Source organism: Pseudonocardia sp., assembly GCF_025465255.1.
Taxonomy (GTDB): Bacteria; Actinomycetota; Actinomycetes; order Mycobacteriales; family Pseudonocardiaceae; genus Pseudonocardia.
This window is the reverse complement of record NZ_JAODNI010000154.1, coordinates 20879-35947: the sequence shown is the minus strand read 5'-3', so window position 1 is coordinate 35947 and position 15069 is coordinate 20879. Positions and strand designations below refer to the sequence as shown.

The following is a 15069-nucleotide window of genomic DNA, read 5'->3' as shown; positions in this document are numbered from 1 at the left end:
GAACGCATCGGCGTACTCGCCGCGCTCCGCGCCACGGGTCAGCACCGCCACCGTCTCGCCCTCGTGCACCCCGGAGAGGGTCAGCTGCTGCAGGCAGATGTCGTTGAACAGGTTCTGGTCCATGGCTACTCCTTGGGCTCGAGGTACGAGAGCAGGTACGGGCGGACGACGTCGAGGAAGCCGGGAAGGTTGTCCCACGGGACCATGTGCCCGGCGGCGGGGACGGTGAGGACCGGGACGTCCGGCCGGATCCGGCGGAGCTCCTCGGCGGTGTCGTCGGGGACGACGGGGCTGTCGCCTCCGCGGACGAGCACCACCGGCCCGCGCAGACGGGGCCAGTAGTCGAAGAAGTCCTCCGTCTCGAACCCCTCGTGGGTCTCGACGACCGCCGTCTCGTCACAGGTGGCGAGGAACCGGGCCCGCATCTCCAGCTCGCGTTCGGGCCACGCCGGGTAGAACGCGCGGACACCGTCGGCGTCGGTGCCCTCCCGCGCCTGCCGCAGCTGGTCGAGGAAGGCCTGCCGGGAGGTGGGGTACGGGCCCCGACCGGGCCCCGAGGTCGGCGGGTCGACCAGCAGGAGGGGCCCGTGGTCGTCCGGTGCGTGCCGCACCGCGTAGGCCGCGGCGATCCGCGCGCCCATCGAGTGGCCCAGGACCACAGGCGCCCGGAGGCCGAGCGCGTCGACGAGCCCTGCGGTGTCCGCGGCGTAGTCGGTGAGGCGGTACGCCCCCGACGGGGCGCGGTCGCTCTCCCCGCGTCCCCGCACGTCCGGCACGGTCACCCGGTAGCCCTGGCTCGCGAAGCGGACCGCGAGGAAGTCCGCGCAGACGGCCGGGCTCGTGATGCCCGGCAGCACGAGGAGGTCGCGGTCGCCCTCGCGCCCGTACCGCAGCACGCGGTGCCGCAGCCCGTTCGCGCGCACCAGGACGCTCTCGCCCGCGATGTCGATCGACGTCGTCATCGGCCGGCCACCTCCGCCGTCGCCGTGTCCGCCGGGAGCTGGTCGAGCGCCCGCTCCAGGAGGGGGCCCGCGAGCCGGGTGGCGGCCGGCACGCGCACGCGATCCACCATGTACTGCAGCTTGCGCTCGGCCTGGACCCGCGAGCAGGTCCCGGACAGGACCCAGCCGCGCGTGACGCCCGCGAGGGTTTCGAGGAACGACAGCGAGTCCGCGGCCTGGACGTCGTCCGCGCCGTTGAGCCCGCCGACCTCGTGCAGGCCGATCAGACGCCGGATCTCGGCCACGTCGACGGTGGCGGCCACCGGCCCCAGGTTCGCGAGCCAGACGGAGACGACCTCGGCCGACCGGAGGCTGTGCGGGAACAGGTAGGCCGGGTCGTCCCACCGCACGTCGGCGTGCCCGAGGACCGGGCCGCCCGGGAACATCCGCTCGATGTCGTGCGTGATCGCCGCGATCCGCATCTCGGCCGTCGCCGACGGGGTGAGGTGGACGAGCCAGTCACGCGCCCGGACGAGGTGCTCCGCCTGGTGGTACGGCGCGATCCACTCCGCGGCGAGCGCCTCGACCTCGGACTCCGCCCCGACCCGGGGGGCCGTCCACGGCATCGGGCCGGTCACCGCGCGCGCCGGTTCTGCCAGACGGTGATCGCGTGGAGGACCACCGAGACCGCACTCAACGCCACGGCGATCTTCGTCCAGCGGTCGTCCCGCGGGCCGTCGGCCCGCGGGCCGGCAGGGAGCCCCGGCTCGTGGGGAGTGGCGTCGGCGGCGGGACGGGCGGTGCCGGTCACAGCCTGGGTCGCCGGGGCAACGGCGCCACCGAGGGCGCTCTCCAGGTTGCGGGAGAACGCGGCGGTCACCTTCCCGGCCTGCTTCGCGACGACCTTCTGCCCGACGCTGCCCAGCGCGCCGGCGAGCGCCACGTCGCCGTCGACGGACACGGTCGTGCGCTCCGGCCCCGCGGGCTCCACCTGGACGGTGACGGTCGCCCGGACGTTGCCCATGGCCCCGCGCACGGTCTTGCCGGTCGCCGTGAAGGCGATGAGCTTCTCGGGCACGCGCTCGACGATCTTCACCGTCGCGGCGAAGGTCGCGGACATCGGGCCGACGCTCTGCGTGAGCCGGACGTCGATGTCGTCGGGCCCGGACAGGGTCAGGTCCTCGACGCCGGGCACACAGCCGGCGACCTTCTCGGGGTGCTCGAAGAACGCCCACACCGAGGCGAGCGGCTGGGCCACCTCGAATTCCTCACGGAGTTTCATGATCTCTCTTCCACCCGCGGACTTCTCCCGCGGGCACGTCGTGTCACGGGCGGGACGCCCGCAGGTCGGTCAGCACGCGGCGGAGGTAGACCGACGTCAGGTGGCGCCGGTAGGCCGCGGACGCGCGCACGTCGGACGGCGGGTCGATGACCTCCGACGCGGCCGCGGCGGCCGCGTCCAGGTCGGCGTCGCCCAGCGGCGTGCCCTCGAGCGCGGCTGCCGCCGCGGTGGCGAGCACCGGGCTGTCCGCCACCCCGCCGAGGGCGATGCGGACGTCGCGCCAGGTGCCGTCGTCGTTCCGGTCGCCCGTGGCGACCACGCTGACGACGGCGAAGTCGTTGTGCTTGCGGCAGTACTGCCGGAAGGCGAAGTGCTGCGGACGGCCCGGGAACTCGACCGCGACGACCAGCTCGTCCGGCTCGAGCACCGTCGCGTAGGAACCCTCGTAGAGCTCGCCGACGGGGATCCGTCGGACGCCCCCCGGCCCCACCGCGACCACGGTCGCCCCGAGCACGAGACAGGCCAGGGGCATCTCGCCCGTCGGGTCGCCCTGCACCAGGGACCCGCCGACCGTGCCCCGGTTGCGAACCTGGCGGTCCCCGATGTGGGTCACGATCCGGCTGAGCAGCGGCAGCCGCTCGGCCACGACGGCCGAGCGCTCCACGGTGGAGTAGCGGACCAGGGCGCCGATCTCGGTGCGCTCCCCGTCGACGCGGATGTCGTCGAGCTCGTCGATCTCGTTGATGTCGATCAGTGCATCCGGGCGCCACAGCCGCATGTTCAGCATGGGCACCAGGCTCTGCCCGCCGGCGAGCACCCGGGCCCCGCCGGCGTGGGCGCGCAGGTGCGCGACCGCGTCGGCGACGGTGGTCGGCCGGTGGTAGGCGAAGCGGGCGGGCTTCACGACGTCCGGTTCCCCGAGGTGACGCCCATGCCGGAGAACCGCGCCAGCACGTGCCCGACCGCCGACTTCGGCTGCGCCACGAGCTGCTCGGCCCGCCGGTGCGCCCAGACCGTCTCCGGGCGCACCTGCAGGACGTGCACGTCGCCCGCCTCGGACACCGCCCACTCGATGTCCTGCGGGGCGCCGCGGTGCTGCTCGATCCGCTTCGCCAGCTTGACCAGCGTGTCGATCTCCTCGTCGGCCAGGCAGGGGGCCGCCCGCCGTTCCTCGGCCACGGGGACGAGCCCGACCGTGTTGGTGGCGGGGTCGACCCCGTAGGCGGACTCCTGCGGGCTCAGCTCGCGACGGACGATCTCGAAGGTCACCTTGTCCACGACGAAACGGCTCGGCGTGACGCCGCCGCCGACCACTCCCTCGCCGAGCCCCCAGCAGCCCTCGACGACGACCTTGGAACGGTCCCCGGTCACCGGGTCGAGGGTGAACATCACGCCGGCGGAGCGCGCCTCCACCATCTGCTGCACGCCGACGCAGATGCCGTGGTCGGCGAGCGCGGCGTCCGCGGTCGCCTCCGGCCGGTAGGTCAGCACCGCCGGGCCGAACATGCCCGCCCAGCACCGGCGGACGTGCGTGAGCACGTCGTCGGCCCCGCGGATCCACAGGAAGGTGTCGTACTGCCCGGCGAAGCTGGCCCCGGCGAGGTCCTCGGACTCGCCGCTCGACCGCACGGCGACGGCCAGGCCCGCGCTCCCGCTTCCGCTGCGCTCCGCGAGCTCCGCGTAGGAGCCGCGGATCGCCTCCTCGAGCGCCGGCGGCATGGCCGCGGCCTCGATCTGCGCGGTGAAGGCGGAGCTCAGCTCCTGGACCCGGGCGAGGTCCGCGCCGCGGGCCTCGGCCCGCACGGTGCGGGCGGCGTCGGCGAGCCCCGACTCCGCCAGGAAGTACCGGTAGGCCGTCGTGGTGATGCCGAATCCGGGCGGCACGGCGAACCCGGCCGCGGTCATCTCGGCCAGGCTGCCGAACTTCCCGCCGAGCAGCGGGCTGCCGACGGCGGCGGGATCGTCGATCCGCAGGACGAAGGGGGTGTCGGTGGTGGTCATGAGTTCACGTCCTCGAGCACGCGGACGACGCCGTTGCTGCCGTCGACCTCGATGAGCTGTCCGGTCCTGATGGTCGTCGTCGCGAAGCCCGTGCCGACGACGGCCGGCAGTCCGTACTCGCGGCACACGATCGCGGTGTGCGCCATGATCCCGCCGACGTCGGACACGGCGGCCCCGAGCCGGGAGAAGACCGGCGCCCAGCTCGGCGCGGTGATCCTGCAGACCAGGATGTCGCCGTCCTCCACCTCGTGGAGCTGCTCGGGGTCCAGGATCACGCGGGCCCGCCCCGTGGCCTTGCCGGCGGAGGCGGCCACGCCGTTGAGCTGGTTCGGGTCCTTGCCCTCCGAACCGAGCCATTCCTGGACCGACTCCTGGTTGATGCCCCACAGCATCACCGTCAGCGGCTCGGTGATGTACTCCGGCGGCACGCCGAGCGCGGGCTGCGGCGGGTTCGCCTTGAGCACGTCCCGGATGCGGCGCCGCCGCTCGACCTCGGGCCGCCAGTAGGTGACGCCGCGGGCCTCCGTCCCGGTCGCCCAGCCGATGTTGAGGTCGTAGAGCGCCGAGTAGATCTCGTTGCGGTGCAGATAGAAGATGTCCTCGCGGTCGTCGAGGAACCCGTGCGCGACGAACACGTCCCCGAGCTCGCGCACCTTCGACCAGAACATCGAGTGGTGCCAGTGCTCGACGTAGAAGTTGTGGTTCTCGACGAACGGGAAGACCTGGCGCGCGAGGGCGACGAGCCCGTCGAAGGACTCCCGGTCCGCGTCGGTCGGCAGGTAGGTCCGGTACTCGTCGGTGACCCGCACCCGCTCCGCGAGGATGGCCTCGAGCGGCCGTGCGATGTCCTGGCCGTCGAGAAGGTTCTTGACGTAGCCGCGCAGGGCGGTGAAGGGCAGCCGCAGGTCGTCGATCCACGCGCGGTCGCTGTGCTGGTACCCGGCGCCGGTGGAGAACCAGAACCACGGGTCCTTGGCCTTCTCGAAGGCCTCGACCCAGGCGCCTCCCGCAGGCTGGGCGGCGATCGCCGCGATCGCGGCCGCGGGGTCCTCGTTGCCGAGCACCTGCTCGGTCAGCCCGAGCTCGACGGCCAGCCTGGCGAGGGCGCGGACCTCGTCGTCGGGCCGGAACAGCATGATGTCGATGCCCGACACCATGCTGGCAATGGTCTGGTCGGTGATCCCCGGAAAGGCCGCCTGGCAGAACTCGCGGAAGGTCAGGTAGGCGCCGTAGCCGAGGTTGAGCATCTCGAAGTGGTACGAGCCCATCTCGAACATATTGTGGATCAGCTCGCTGTACTTCGTGAGCAGGTCGTAGCTCGAGTACAGGCCGCGGTGGGAGAAGACCGCGGACTCCGGCTCCTTGTCCGGGAGCGGCGCGAAGCGGATCTCCTTCAGCCGCTCGATGCAGTCGGTCGCCTTGGCCACCCACTGCTCGTAGATCTCGTCCCAGTTCTCGTAGTAGTGGCCGGCCCGCACCCCGAAGTCCTCGGCGCGCGCGGCGATCGCGTCCGGATCGGTCACCGCGTTCGGGCTGATGTAGAGGTACCCGTTGATGATCCGGTGGTCGATGCCCCCGGCCAGCGGGATCGGCCAGACCCGGGTCGACATCTGGCTGACGGCGACCCACCAGTTCTCGGTCATGATCGTGTCGAACGGGTAGAGCGGTTCCGGGTTGTGCATGCCGTCGAAGAACCAGAACTTGCCGTCCTCGAACTCCGCGCGCTCCTTGCTCAGCAGCGCGTAGTACGGGTACATGCTCTCCCAGCCCTCGGCGCCGGGTGGCGTCGTCACCGCGAACGGGCTGGCGAACCGCTTCCCGGGCACCGCCTGGGCGGGCTCGATCGGCGCGGACGAGGGATCGGGGCTCGTGAGCGTCATGCGGGGACCTCTGACTTCGGGTGGGTGGTGGTCGGCCGTCCGGGATCGGTGCCGGGGAGAGCGGTGGCCTCGGCGGGCGCCGCACCGGTCTCGGCGAGGTAGCCGAGGACGTCGGCGAGGTCGACGACGTCGCCGTACTTCTCGTCGATGTCGAACAGGTTGGCGGCGTGGGGACCGGGCGCCCGGTCCGCGACGCAGTCGCGCGGCACGAGGGTCGGGAACCCGTACTGGACCGCGTCGACCACCGTCGCGCGAACGCACCCGCTGGTCGTCGCGCCGGCCACGATGACGGTGTCGGCGCCGACAGACGTGAGATAGGTGGCCAGCGCGGTGCCGAAGAACGCCGACGCGCCGGTCTTGACCACGAGGTGTTCGTCGGGCCTGCGGTCCAGGCGGTCGTCGATCTCGACGAGCCGGCTCCCGGAGGTCAGCGCCGCCATACCGGTGGCCTTGCGGAGCCACGTGAGACCGGTGATCTGCGCGGGGTCGTACGCGATCGTGGTGAACACGACCGGCGCGCCCACCGAACGGGCGGCGTCGAGCATCCGCGCGGTCGCGAGCACGGCTGCGGCCATGTCCGCGCCCGTCGGGTAGGACGGGTCGGTGAAGCCGTGGCTGAAGTCGACCACCACCACGGCCGGGCGAGAGCCCCGCGGCACCGGGCGACCGAACCCAGCGCGGTCGTACACACGGGCTGTCGAGGGCTCTTGGTCCACAGTGTGCTCCTCTCGCGATCACGTCGTGCCGCTCGCGGCGACGACCCGACGGGCAGCGGCATACATGTATACCAACTACGGGCGACCCCGGAAGTGCGCGGCGAACGAAAGGCAGCTTGCCCTACGACCAGGCCCGAACGGAAGCCCCTCGGCCGAGTAAACGATCCGGACACACACGGAAACAGAGCCGTTACGCGAGGCATCACCGCAGGTCAACGGGCAACGGCGAGGGCTTGTCAGGAATTGCATACCGGTATACGTTCTCGCGTCAATCGACCCGATTCACTCACACGGGTCGCCTCCACCCCTCGCCACCCGGTCGACGGTGGATCTCGGTTCTCTCCCCGCTGCGGGTCCGCAGCGCCCGGCACTCCTCCACTGGAGACGCTCCATGCCGCAATTCCCCGAGCAGGCATCCACCAACTGGATTCTGGCCGCCTTCATCTACACAGTGGGGGCGATCGCCGTCCTCCTCGTCGTCGTCGGTCTCGTGTTCATCGACGTCGGACTCGTCCGGCGCCGCAACGTCCTGGACACGACCCTGCAGAAGATCGGGGCCGCGATGGTCGGCGGCCTCGGCACCCTCCTCATCGGCTACCCGATCTGGCAATGGCAGTTCAACCAGGCCTTCGGCCTACCCCGGCCCTTCCGGCAGGCGGTCCAGGACTGGTGGCTGGGCGGGGCCTTCACCTCGACGGCCTCCCGGCACATCGATCCCGCGGCCCTGCCCGAGGCGGACGTGCTGCAGATCTTCCTGGTCTTCTTCGTGACGTTCACGATGGCGACCGTCGCCCTGATCCACACCGGTGTCGTGGAGCGCATCAAGCCGATCCCGCTTTACGTCATGTCCTTCGTGGTGGGCGCCGTGCTCTCGCCCCTGGTCGGCTACCTCTGCTGGGGTTCGCTGTCGCCGCTGACCCTGCGCGGCACGCACGACTTCGACGGCGTCTTCCCCCTCTACATCACCGCCGGGACCTTCGTGCTCGTCCTCGCCTGGCGGGTCGGGCCCCGGCTCGGCGCGTTCCGCGAGCACCCGAGCGGCGCGCGGCCCGCGTCGCAGAACCTGTCCTTCGTCGGCATCGGGATGCTGCTGATCCTCCTGGCGCTGCCCTTCGTCACCATCGGCAGCGGGTTCATCGTGCCGGACGTCGGGTTCTTCGGGATCTCCTTCACCGAGAGCGGGATCGGCGTCGTCATCATCAACCTCTTCGCGGCGATCCTCGGCGGAGCCGTCGTCGGTCTCCTCCTCGCCTATCGACGCCGGGAGCCCACCTGGGCGTTCCTCGGGCCGATCTCCGGCGTGGTCGTCACCGGCACGTTGCTGGACATCGGCACCGCCTGGCAGTGCCTGCTCGTCGGCGCGCTCGGCCCGCTCGTGGGGCTGGGCACCGCGACGGTCCTGCGCCGGCTCGGCATCGACGACCCGAAGGTCGTGCCGCTGGCCCTCGGCCCGGGCGTGGTCGGCGCGATCCTCACCGGCTTCCTGAAGTGGGGGACCCCGACGGGCGGCTACATCGGTCTCGACGGCCCGCATGCGGTGGGAGTCGGGCAGATCACCCCGTGGTGGCAGCTCGCCGGGGTCGTGGCGACGATGCTGGTCGCGGGCGTCCCGGCCCTCCTGATGTGCCTGATCTTCGAGAGGTTCGGCGGGCTCCGCGCGGACGTGGCCGACGAGATCGCCGGGCTCGACATGGCGCGCTGGGGCGTCCGGAACTCGTCCGACGACCTGGCGGCGTCCGTTCCGGCCGTCGCCGCGGTGGCGGACCCCGGCCCGACGGTGCCCGACCCCGCCGGTCCGACCGGGATCGGAGAGGCAGCCGTCCCGAGCACCACGTCCTAGCCTCGTTCCCGTGGCACCGGGCGTGACGAGCGCCGGTGCCACGGGAACGGGCGCGACAAGCGCGTCGGCACCGCGACTCCGTATCATGCACCAGCCAAGTCTCCGCTGCGGTGATCCGCAGCTGTGGGAAGGAGCCAGCGAGCGCCCCGCGCATCGCTCAGGATGGAGCCCCGCACATGCAGCCTCTGGGACGCAACGCCGTTCCGCTGTCGCAGCGCACGAGCGAGGGCGTGGCCCGTGTGCTGCGGACGGAGATCTTCTCGGGGAACCTCAGGCCCGGGGAGCCGCTGCCCGAACGTCTGCTCGCCGAGAACCTGGGGGTGAGCCGCACTCCCGTCCGCGAGGCGCTCTTCACGTTGCAGAGCGAGGGCCTGGTCGAGCTCACCCCGAACCGGGGCGCCACCGTCCGGACCATCACCTCGCACGACATCGTGCAGATCTACTCGTTGCGGAGTGTCCTCGAGTCGTACGCCGCGCGTGAGGCGGCCCGGACGCGCACCCGCGAGGACCTCGACGCGCTGGTGGACGCCCAGGCCAAGCTCGAGCGGGTCGGGGGCTCGGGCACGGCCGTCGAGCAGGCCCTCGCCGACCTGGCCTTCCACAAGCTGATCAGCGACGCGACCGGCAGCAGGCTCCTGCAGACGATCATGGGGCAGGTACTGGCCTTCACCGTCAGCTATCGCTCGAACTACGCCTACCCCGCCGAGCGATCGGCGATCGCCGTCGAGCAGCACCGCGGGATCCTCGACGCCCTCCGGGAGCAGGACGCGCCGCTGGCCGAGCAGCTCATGCGCGAGCACGTGGAGTCGTCGAGCACGTTCGCACTCAAGCACTTCAGCGAGTCCGAGCACGCCGTCGTCCCCTGAAACCGACGCCCCCGCCTGCGGGCTACGGCGGCGGGAGCCCGATCGACCGCGCCCACAGCCGGGTCAGCGTGGCCACCGACGCCCCCTCGTCCAGGTCCTGGCCCATGACCAGCCAGAAGTAGACGTACTGGGTGACCATCGAGTTCAGTGCGTGCGAGGCGAGCTCCGCGTCGAGCTCCGCATCGGCGAGCCCCCATGCCTGCAGCCGGCGGATGCCGTCCGCGGCCCGGGTGACCGAGCGCTGCCGCAGCTCCAGGCGGTAACGGCGAAGCTCCTCGTCGAACGACGCCACCTGCTCGAACAGCGCCAGCAGCTTCCGGTCGCGCTGGAACAGCTCGAGGTAGCGGCGGTTGCCCTCCTCGATCCGCCGCCACGCCTCGGCCACGGTCGGGGCCCGGCCGTCCGTGCGCGGGGACGCGGGCCGGCTGGGCGCGTAGAGGCCGGTCTCCATCACCTCGTTGACCAGCGTGCGGAACACCGCGGCCTTGGAGTCGAAGTAGGTGTAGAAGCTGCCGTGCGCGATTCCGGCGACGGCGGCGATGTCGGCCACGCGGGCGTCGAGGAACCCGTCGCGCTCGAAGACGACGCGCGCGGCGTCGAGCAGCTGCGCCCGCGTACGCCTCCCCCGGGCCGTGCTCGGGGTCGCGCCGATGCTCGCGCGACGCCGGCTGCCCACGCCGCTGCCGACAGGGCGGGACGTCTGCTCGACCACCTGGGTCTCCCTCCGGTTCGCGGCGAGGATCGCATACGAAATCGTCAGCCGAAAGACTTGTAGTCGACATCGACGTCGACTTACGGTGTCGTCCGGGACACAGTGGTCGTCGCACCGTCCACAGCGCTCCCGAGCAGCCACGACAGCACCACCCGGCCGCGGGACCACCCCGCGGTCCGGGTGCCTCGCTGTGCCCGCGGACGAGGAGGTCCATGCAGTGACGGACACGGTCAGCGCGATCAGGCCGGCGCGGACGGGCCCCGCAGGCCCCACCGACTGGGGCCGTGTCTTCCGGCCCCGTGCCGTCGCCGTGCTCGGCGCCACCGGCCGCCCGGAGAGCCCCATGGCCCGGCCCCTGCGCTGGCTCGCCGGCCGCGGGTTCGCCGGCGAGGTCTACCCCGTCAACCCGAAGTACGACGAGCTCGCCGGGCTGCGCTGCTACCCCGCGCTCGCCGAGGTGCCCGGCCCGGTCGACCTCGTGCTCGCCCTGGTCCCGGCCGCGCACGCCGTCGACGCGGTGCACCAGGCCGGGGCGGTCGGCGCGGCCGCGATCGTCGTGTTCGCGTCCGGTTTCGCCGAGGTCGGGCCGGACGGCGCCGCCCTGCAGGAACGTCTCGTCGCGGCCGGACGCGAGACCGGCGTCCGGGTCCTCGGTCCCAACTGCCAGGGCATCGTCTACGGCCCCGCCCGGTTGTTCGCCACGTTCACCGCCGCCGCCGAGCGCCCGCTCGAGGGCAGCTGCGGCATCGCCTACGTGGGGCAGAGCGGGGCCGTCGGCGGCTCGGTGCTCGACATCGCCGCCGAGCGCGGCCTCGACCTCACCGCCTGGGTGAGCACCGGCAACCAGGCCGACGTCGACCTCGCCGAGATCGGTGCCCATCTCGTCCGGGACCCGGAGATCTCCGTCCTCACCGTCTACGCCGAGTCCATCCGCGACGGGGCGGCCTACGCCCGACTCGCCGCCGAGGCGGCGGAGGCGGGTACCGCGCTGGTGGTGCTGCGCTCGGGCCGGTCGGCCGCAGGCCGGCGGGCGGCCGTCTCGCACACCGGCGCGATGCTCGGCGACGACACCGCGTTCACCCTCGTCTCCCGGCGGTACGGCGTGGTTCTCGTCGACGACGTCGAGGAGCTGCTCGCCGTCGCGACCGTGCTCCGGGCGCAACCCCGGCCGGCGGGGCGGCGGATCGCCGCGGTGAGCACCTCGGGCGGCGCGGGCATCCTCGCCGCCGACCGCTGCGAGGGCCACGGACTCGCCCTGCCCGAGCTCGCACCCGAGACCCAGGACAAGCTCTCCCGCCTCGTGCCTGCCTTCGGCGCGCTGGCCAACCCGGTGGACGTCACCGCCCAGTTGTTCAACCGGGACGAGCGGGCGTTCGGCGAGGTGTGCTCGATCGTCTGCGCGGACCCGTCGGTCGACGCGCTGCTGGTGCTGCTCACGATGGTCACCGGCGACGCCGCCGTCGACCTCGCCGAGGACCTCGCCGCCGCGATGGCCGGCAGCGCCGTCCCCTGCGCGGTGGTGTGGCTGGCCGGCCAGGACCAGACCACCGGGGCCCGTGCCGTGCTCGGCGCCGCGGGGATCCCGGTGTTCTCCTCGATCGCCGTCGCCGCCCGCGTGGCGGGCGCCCTCGCCCCGGAGCCACAGCCGGATCCCGGTCCGCCCCCGCCCGTCGACCTCCCGGCCGATCTCCCCGGTGGCGGGCTGCCGGCCGACCGGTCCGGCTGGGCGCTGCTCGACGCGATCGGCGTGGCCGTCCCGGAGGGGCGCCTGGTGCGCACCGCCTCCGAGGCCGAGGAGGCCGCGCGGGCGCTGGGCGGCCCCGTGGTCATGAAGGTCGTCGCGCCCGGGCTCGAGCACAAGACGGACGTCGGCGGGGTCCGGCTCGGTGTCCCGCCGGAGCGGGCGCCGTCGGTGTTCGCCGAGCTCGCCGCCGCGGTCCCGGAGCTCGACGGCGTGCTGGTCCAGCGCGCCGTCCCGGCCGGGCTGGAGCTGCTGGTCGGCGCGAGCGGCGGCAGCGACGGCTGGCCCCCGGTTCTCACCGTCGGGCTCGGCGGCACCGGCACCGAGGTGCACCGCGACCTCGCGACGGCGCTCGCCCCCGTGAGCCGCGACGCCGCGCTGGCGATGCTGCGCGCGCTGCGGTCCTGGCCGTTGCTCGCCGGGCACCGCGGCGCCCCCGCGCTCGACGTCGACGCCGCCGTCGACGCGGTCGTGAAGGTCGGCCGGGCCGTCGCGCACTGGCCCGAGCTGGCCGAGCTGGAGATCAACCCGCTGATCGTGGGACCGGCCGGAGCCGGGGCCGTCGCGGTCGACGTCCTGGTCACGACCCGCTCGTAGGAGAACCACCACCACCGGCACGACCCGCACCGAGGAGGAGCACCAGATGGGCTCGATCGTCCTGGAGAAAGCCGACGGGGTCGCGACCCTGACCGTCGACTCGCCGGAGGTGAAGAACGGGCTGACCCCGCAGATGGGCCGTGAGCTCGTCGCCGCCTGCGAGGAGATCGACGCGGACCCCGCGATCGGCGCCGCCGTGGTCCGCGGCGCGGGCGGCACGTTCTGCTCCGGCGCCGACCGGCGCACCTGGAACCCGGGTGCGGACCAGGCCGAGGACACCGCGTTCCGCGACACCGGCGCGGTCTACAAGGCGTTCGTGCGGGTCGGGCAGCTGGCCGTGCCGACGATCGCCGCGGTCCGCGGGGCCGCCGTCGGCGCCGGGATCAACCTGATGTTCGCCACGGACCTGCGGGTCGTGGCGGAGAACGCCCGGATCCTCGCCGGCTTCCTGCGAATCGGGCTGCACCCCGGCGGCGGGTTCTTCACCATCGCCGGGCGTACCGCGGGCCGCGAGGCCACCGCGGCGATGGGCCTGTTCAGCCAGGAGGTCGACGGCCGCCGCGCCGCCGAGATCGGCCTGGCCTGGGCCGCGGTCCCCGACGACGAGGTCGAGGACACCGCGCACCGGCTGGCGGCCGAGCCGGCCAAGGACCCGGCCCTGTCCCGCGAGGCCGTCCGGTCCTTCCGCACCGAGCTGGGCCCGCCCGGGATCGGGTGGGACGCCGCCGTCGAGTTCGAGCGGGCCACGCAGATGTGGTCCCAGCGCCGCCGCAACTCGCGCTGACCAATCGCCCGGTGAGGCACGACGCCGTTCCCCGACGTCACGCACTCACCGGGGTGCCACGCAGGACAAGGAGGTCCCAGTGCGCACGTCCCCCACCCGCTCGCCGGTCCCGCGCCGCGTCGCGGCGCTGCTGCTGCCGTTGCTCCTGCTCGTCGCCACCGCCTGCGGGGCGGGGACGGGCGCGATCCCGCAGGCCGACACCGGCCCCGTCGACTGCCCACCGGTCTCGCGGGGCGCCGACGCGAACGCCGAGCTGACGTGGATCTACACGGTCGACAACACCAGCTTCGACCCGGACAAGATCACCACCAACAACAGCCAGATGTACCTGTACCCGGTCTACGACAGCCTGGTGCACGTCAACGCCGCGGGTGAGGCCGAGCCGATGCTCGCCGAGTCCTGGACGCTCTCGCCCGACGGCCGCGCCGTCGACATGCGACTGATCGGCGGCTGGCATTACCACGACGGCGTCCCGTTCGACGCGGGGTCCGTCCGCGCGAACCTGCTGCGCCACCGGGACCTCGAGGGCTCCTTCAACGCCAACCGCCTCGCCTCGCTGACCGACGTCCAGGTTCTCGACGCGCGGACGGTCCGGCTGGTCACCGACTCCTCGGCGGGGCCGCTGATCACGATCCTCGGCGGGTCGGCCGGGATGATGATGAGCCCCGCCGCGTTCGACCGCCCGGGCGAGGACATCCAACCCACCGGGGGGTCCGGACCGTACTCGATGAACCGCTACGTGCCGGGCGACCGCGTGGAGTACACGCGCGTCCCCGGCTACTGGGACCCCGCGGGGGCGCGCGTCGCGAAGATGACCTACCTGATCTCGGGCGACGACAACGCGCGGCTCAACGCCGTGACCACCGGCGCCGCGGACCTGACGTTCCTGCGGGCCAGCATGCTCCGCCCGGCGCAGGAGTCCGGGCTGACGATCTGCCAGCAGCCGTCGCTGTCGAGCTACACGCTCAACCTCAACACGGCGCGCTCGGAGTTCGGCAACGAGAAGGTCCGGCAGGCGATGAACGTCGCGATCGACCGGAGGTCGATCAGCCTGCTGGTCAGCGGCCTGTGCCAGCCGGCCGGCCAGATGTTCCCGGACTTCTACTACGCCTCGTCCAAGAACGTGACGCCGCCGGAGCACGATCCGGAACGGGCGAGACGGCTGCTCGCCGAGGCGGGCCTGCCCGACGGCTTCTCCTTCGACATGGAGGTCATCAACCTCGACGTCTACCAGCAGATCGCGCAGGTCATGCAGGCCAACCTCGCCGAGGTGGGTATCACCATGTCGATCACCCCCGTGGACATCAACAAGCTGGCCGAGGACTTCTCCGTCGCCAAGAACGTCGACGCGATCCTGTTCGAGCAGAAGGCCGAGTCGGACCCCAGCGTGCTCACCGCCGAGTACTACCGGCCCGACGGCTTCAACAACCCCGGCGGGTTCACCGACCCGGAGATCATCCGTGCCGACGAGGCCGCCGCCCGCGGCGCGACGCCGGCCGACCGGGCGCCGGAGTTCACGAAGCTCTTCGACCGCGTGGCCGAGGTCCAGGCCCCGCACATCCCGCTGTGCAACCTGACCACGCCGTTCGTGCTGAACCCGAAGGTCGGCGGGGTCGAGATCTACGCCGACGCGTCCCGCCAGCTTCGTGGCGTGGCGATCAACCCGTGACCCGGCACGCCCACCCATCCCGGCTCGACACCTCGACGAG

General features: G+C 72.6%; 13 protein-coding genes and 1 pseudogene. 5 read left to right on the top strand and 9 right to left on the bottom strand.

The genetic code is table 11. The features are described 5' to 3' along the window. The 8 genes and pseudogenes from JWP64_RS18690 to JWP64_RS18655 all read right to left on the bottom strand — a co-directional run. Positions 1 to 123: pseudogene (locus JWP64_RS18690) on the bottom strand (leucyl aminopeptidase); the annotation flags it as partial. A gap of 2 nt (positions 124 to 125) precedes the next feature. Next, positions 126 to 962 (bottom strand): alpha/beta hydrolase, encoded by an 837-nt coding sequence (locus tag JWP64_RS18685; protein ID WP_297498866.1) that lies wholly within the window; start codon positions 960 to 962, stop codon positions 126 to 128. Beyond that, complete coding sequence (locus tag JWP64_RS18680; protein WP_297498863.1) at positions 959 to 1567, bottom strand: hypothetical protein; 609 nt, start codon at positions 1565 to 1567, stop codon at positions 959 to 961. Before JWP64_RS18680 ends, JWP64_RS18685 begins: the two co-directional genes overlap by 4 nt. Before the next feature lie 8 nt (positions 1568 to 1575). Further along, positions 1576 to 2223 (bottom strand): SRPBCC domain-containing protein, encoded by a 648-nt coding sequence (locus tag JWP64_RS18675; protein ID WP_297498860.1) that lies wholly within the window; start codon positions 2221 to 2223, stop codon positions 1576 to 1578. 43 nt (positions 2224 to 2266) lie between these two features. Further along, the gene (locus tag JWP64_RS18670; protein ID WP_297498856.1) at positions 2267 to 3127 is read right to left on the bottom strand and encodes a xanthine dehydrogenase family protein subunit M; all 861 of its coding nucleotides are present in this window, start codon (positions 3125 to 3127) and stop codon (positions 2267 to 2269) included. Next, complete coding sequence (locus tag JWP64_RS18665) at positions 3124 to 4224, bottom strand: PEP/pyruvate-binding domain-containing protein (RefSeq protein WP_297498853.1); 1101 nt, start codon at positions 4222 to 4224, stop codon at positions 3124 to 3126. The genes JWP64_RS18670 and JWP64_RS18665 overlap by 4 nt, the downstream gene beginning before the upstream one ends. Next, on the bottom strand, positions 4221 to 6104 hold the full coding sequence (locus JWP64_RS18660; protein ID WP_297498850.1) for a PEP-utilizing enzyme: 1884 nt from the start codon (positions 6102 to 6104) through the stop codon (positions 4221 to 4223). The genes JWP64_RS18665 and JWP64_RS18660 overlap by 4 nt, the downstream gene beginning before the upstream one ends. After that, a complete protein-coding gene (locus JWP64_RS18655; protein WP_297498848.1) occupies positions 6101 to 6763 on the bottom strand; it encodes an isochorismatase family protein in 663 nt (220 codons plus the stop codon). The genes JWP64_RS18660 and JWP64_RS18655 overlap by 4 nt, the downstream gene beginning before the upstream one ends. A 448-nt stretch (positions 6764 to 7211) precedes the next feature. Between JWP64_RS18655 and JWP64_RS18650 the strand changes: the two genes are divergently transcribed. Continuing rightward, positions 7212 to 8660: a hypothetical protein gene (locus JWP64_RS18650; RefSeq protein ID WP_297498846.1), complete on the top strand. Its 1449-nt coding sequence runs from the start codon at positions 7212 to 7214 to the stop codon at positions 8658 to 8660. 176 nt (positions 8661 to 8836) lie between these two features. Further along, on the top strand, positions 8837 to 9526 hold the full coding sequence (locus JWP64_RS18645) for a GntR family transcriptional regulator (protein ID WP_297498843.1): 690 nt from the start codon (positions 8837 to 8839) through the stop codon (positions 9524 to 9526). A gap of 22 nt (positions 9527 to 9548) precedes the next feature. On the opposite strand, the gene JWP64_RS18640 is transcribed toward JWP64_RS18645, so the two are convergent. Continuing rightward, a complete protein-coding gene (locus tag JWP64_RS18640; RefSeq protein ID WP_297498841.1) occupies positions 9549 to 10238 on the bottom strand; it encodes a TetR/AcrR family transcriptional regulator in 690 nt (229 codons plus the stop codon). 217 nt (positions 10239 to 10455) lie between these two features. Here JWP64_RS18640 and JWP64_RS18635 point away from each other — a divergent pair, with 217 nt between their 5' ends. From JWP64_RS18635 to JWP64_RS18625, 3 genes are all read left to right on the top strand, one after another. After that, a complete protein-coding gene (locus tag JWP64_RS18635; RefSeq protein WP_297498839.1) occupies positions 10456 to 12576 on the top strand; it encodes an acetate--CoA ligase family protein in 2121 nt (706 codons plus the stop codon). A gap of 46 nt (positions 12577 to 12622) precedes the next feature. Next, a complete protein-coding gene (locus JWP64_RS18630; protein ID WP_297498836.1) occupies positions 12623 to 13360 on the top strand; it encodes an enoyl-CoA hydratase-related protein in 738 nt (245 codons plus the stop codon). A 79-nt stretch (positions 13361 to 13439) separates the two neighbouring features. After that, entirely contained in the window at positions 13440 to 15029 is a 1590-nt protein-coding gene (locus tag JWP64_RS18625) for an ABC transporter substrate-binding protein (RefSeq protein ID WP_297498833.1), read from the top strand. Positions 15030 to 15069: the final 40 nt, after the last annotated feature.

What these genes read in the sequence shown, in the direction of transcription:
- JWP64_RS18685 (WP_297498866.1), bottom strand. Translation starts at nt 962, where the DNA reads ATGACGACGTCGATCGACATCGCGGGCGAGAGCGTCCTGGTGCGCGCG.
- JWP64_RS18680 (WP_297498863.1), bottom strand. Translation starts at nt 1,567, where the DNA reads ATGCCGTGGACGGCCCCCCGGGTCGGGGCGGAGTCCGAGGTCGAGGCG.
- JWP64_RS18675 (WP_297498860.1), bottom strand. Translation starts at nt 2,223, where the DNA reads ATGAAACTCCGTGAGGAATTCGAGGTGGCCCAGCCGCTCGCCTCGGTG.
- JWP64_RS18665 (WP_297498853.1), bottom strand. Translation starts at nt 4,224, where the DNA reads ATGACCACCACCGACACCCCCTTCGTCCTGCGGATCGACGATCCCGCC.
- JWP64_RS18660 (WP_297498850.1), bottom strand. Translation starts at nt 6,104, where the DNA reads ATGACGCTCACGAGCCCCGATCCCTCGTCCGCGCCGATCGAGCCCGCC.
- JWP64_RS18650 (WP_297498846.1), top strand. Translation starts at nt 7,212, where the DNA reads ATGCCGCAATTCCCCGAGCAGGCATCCACCAACTGGATTCTGGCCGCC.
- JWP64_RS18645 (WP_297498843.1), top strand. Translation starts at nt 8,837, where the DNA reads ATGCAGCCTCTGGGACGCAACGCCGTTCCGCTGTCGCAGCGCACGAGC.
- JWP64_RS18630 (WP_297498836.1), top strand. Translation starts at nt 12,623, where the DNA reads ATGGGCTCGATCGTCCTGGAGAAAGCCGACGGGGTCGCGACCCTGACC.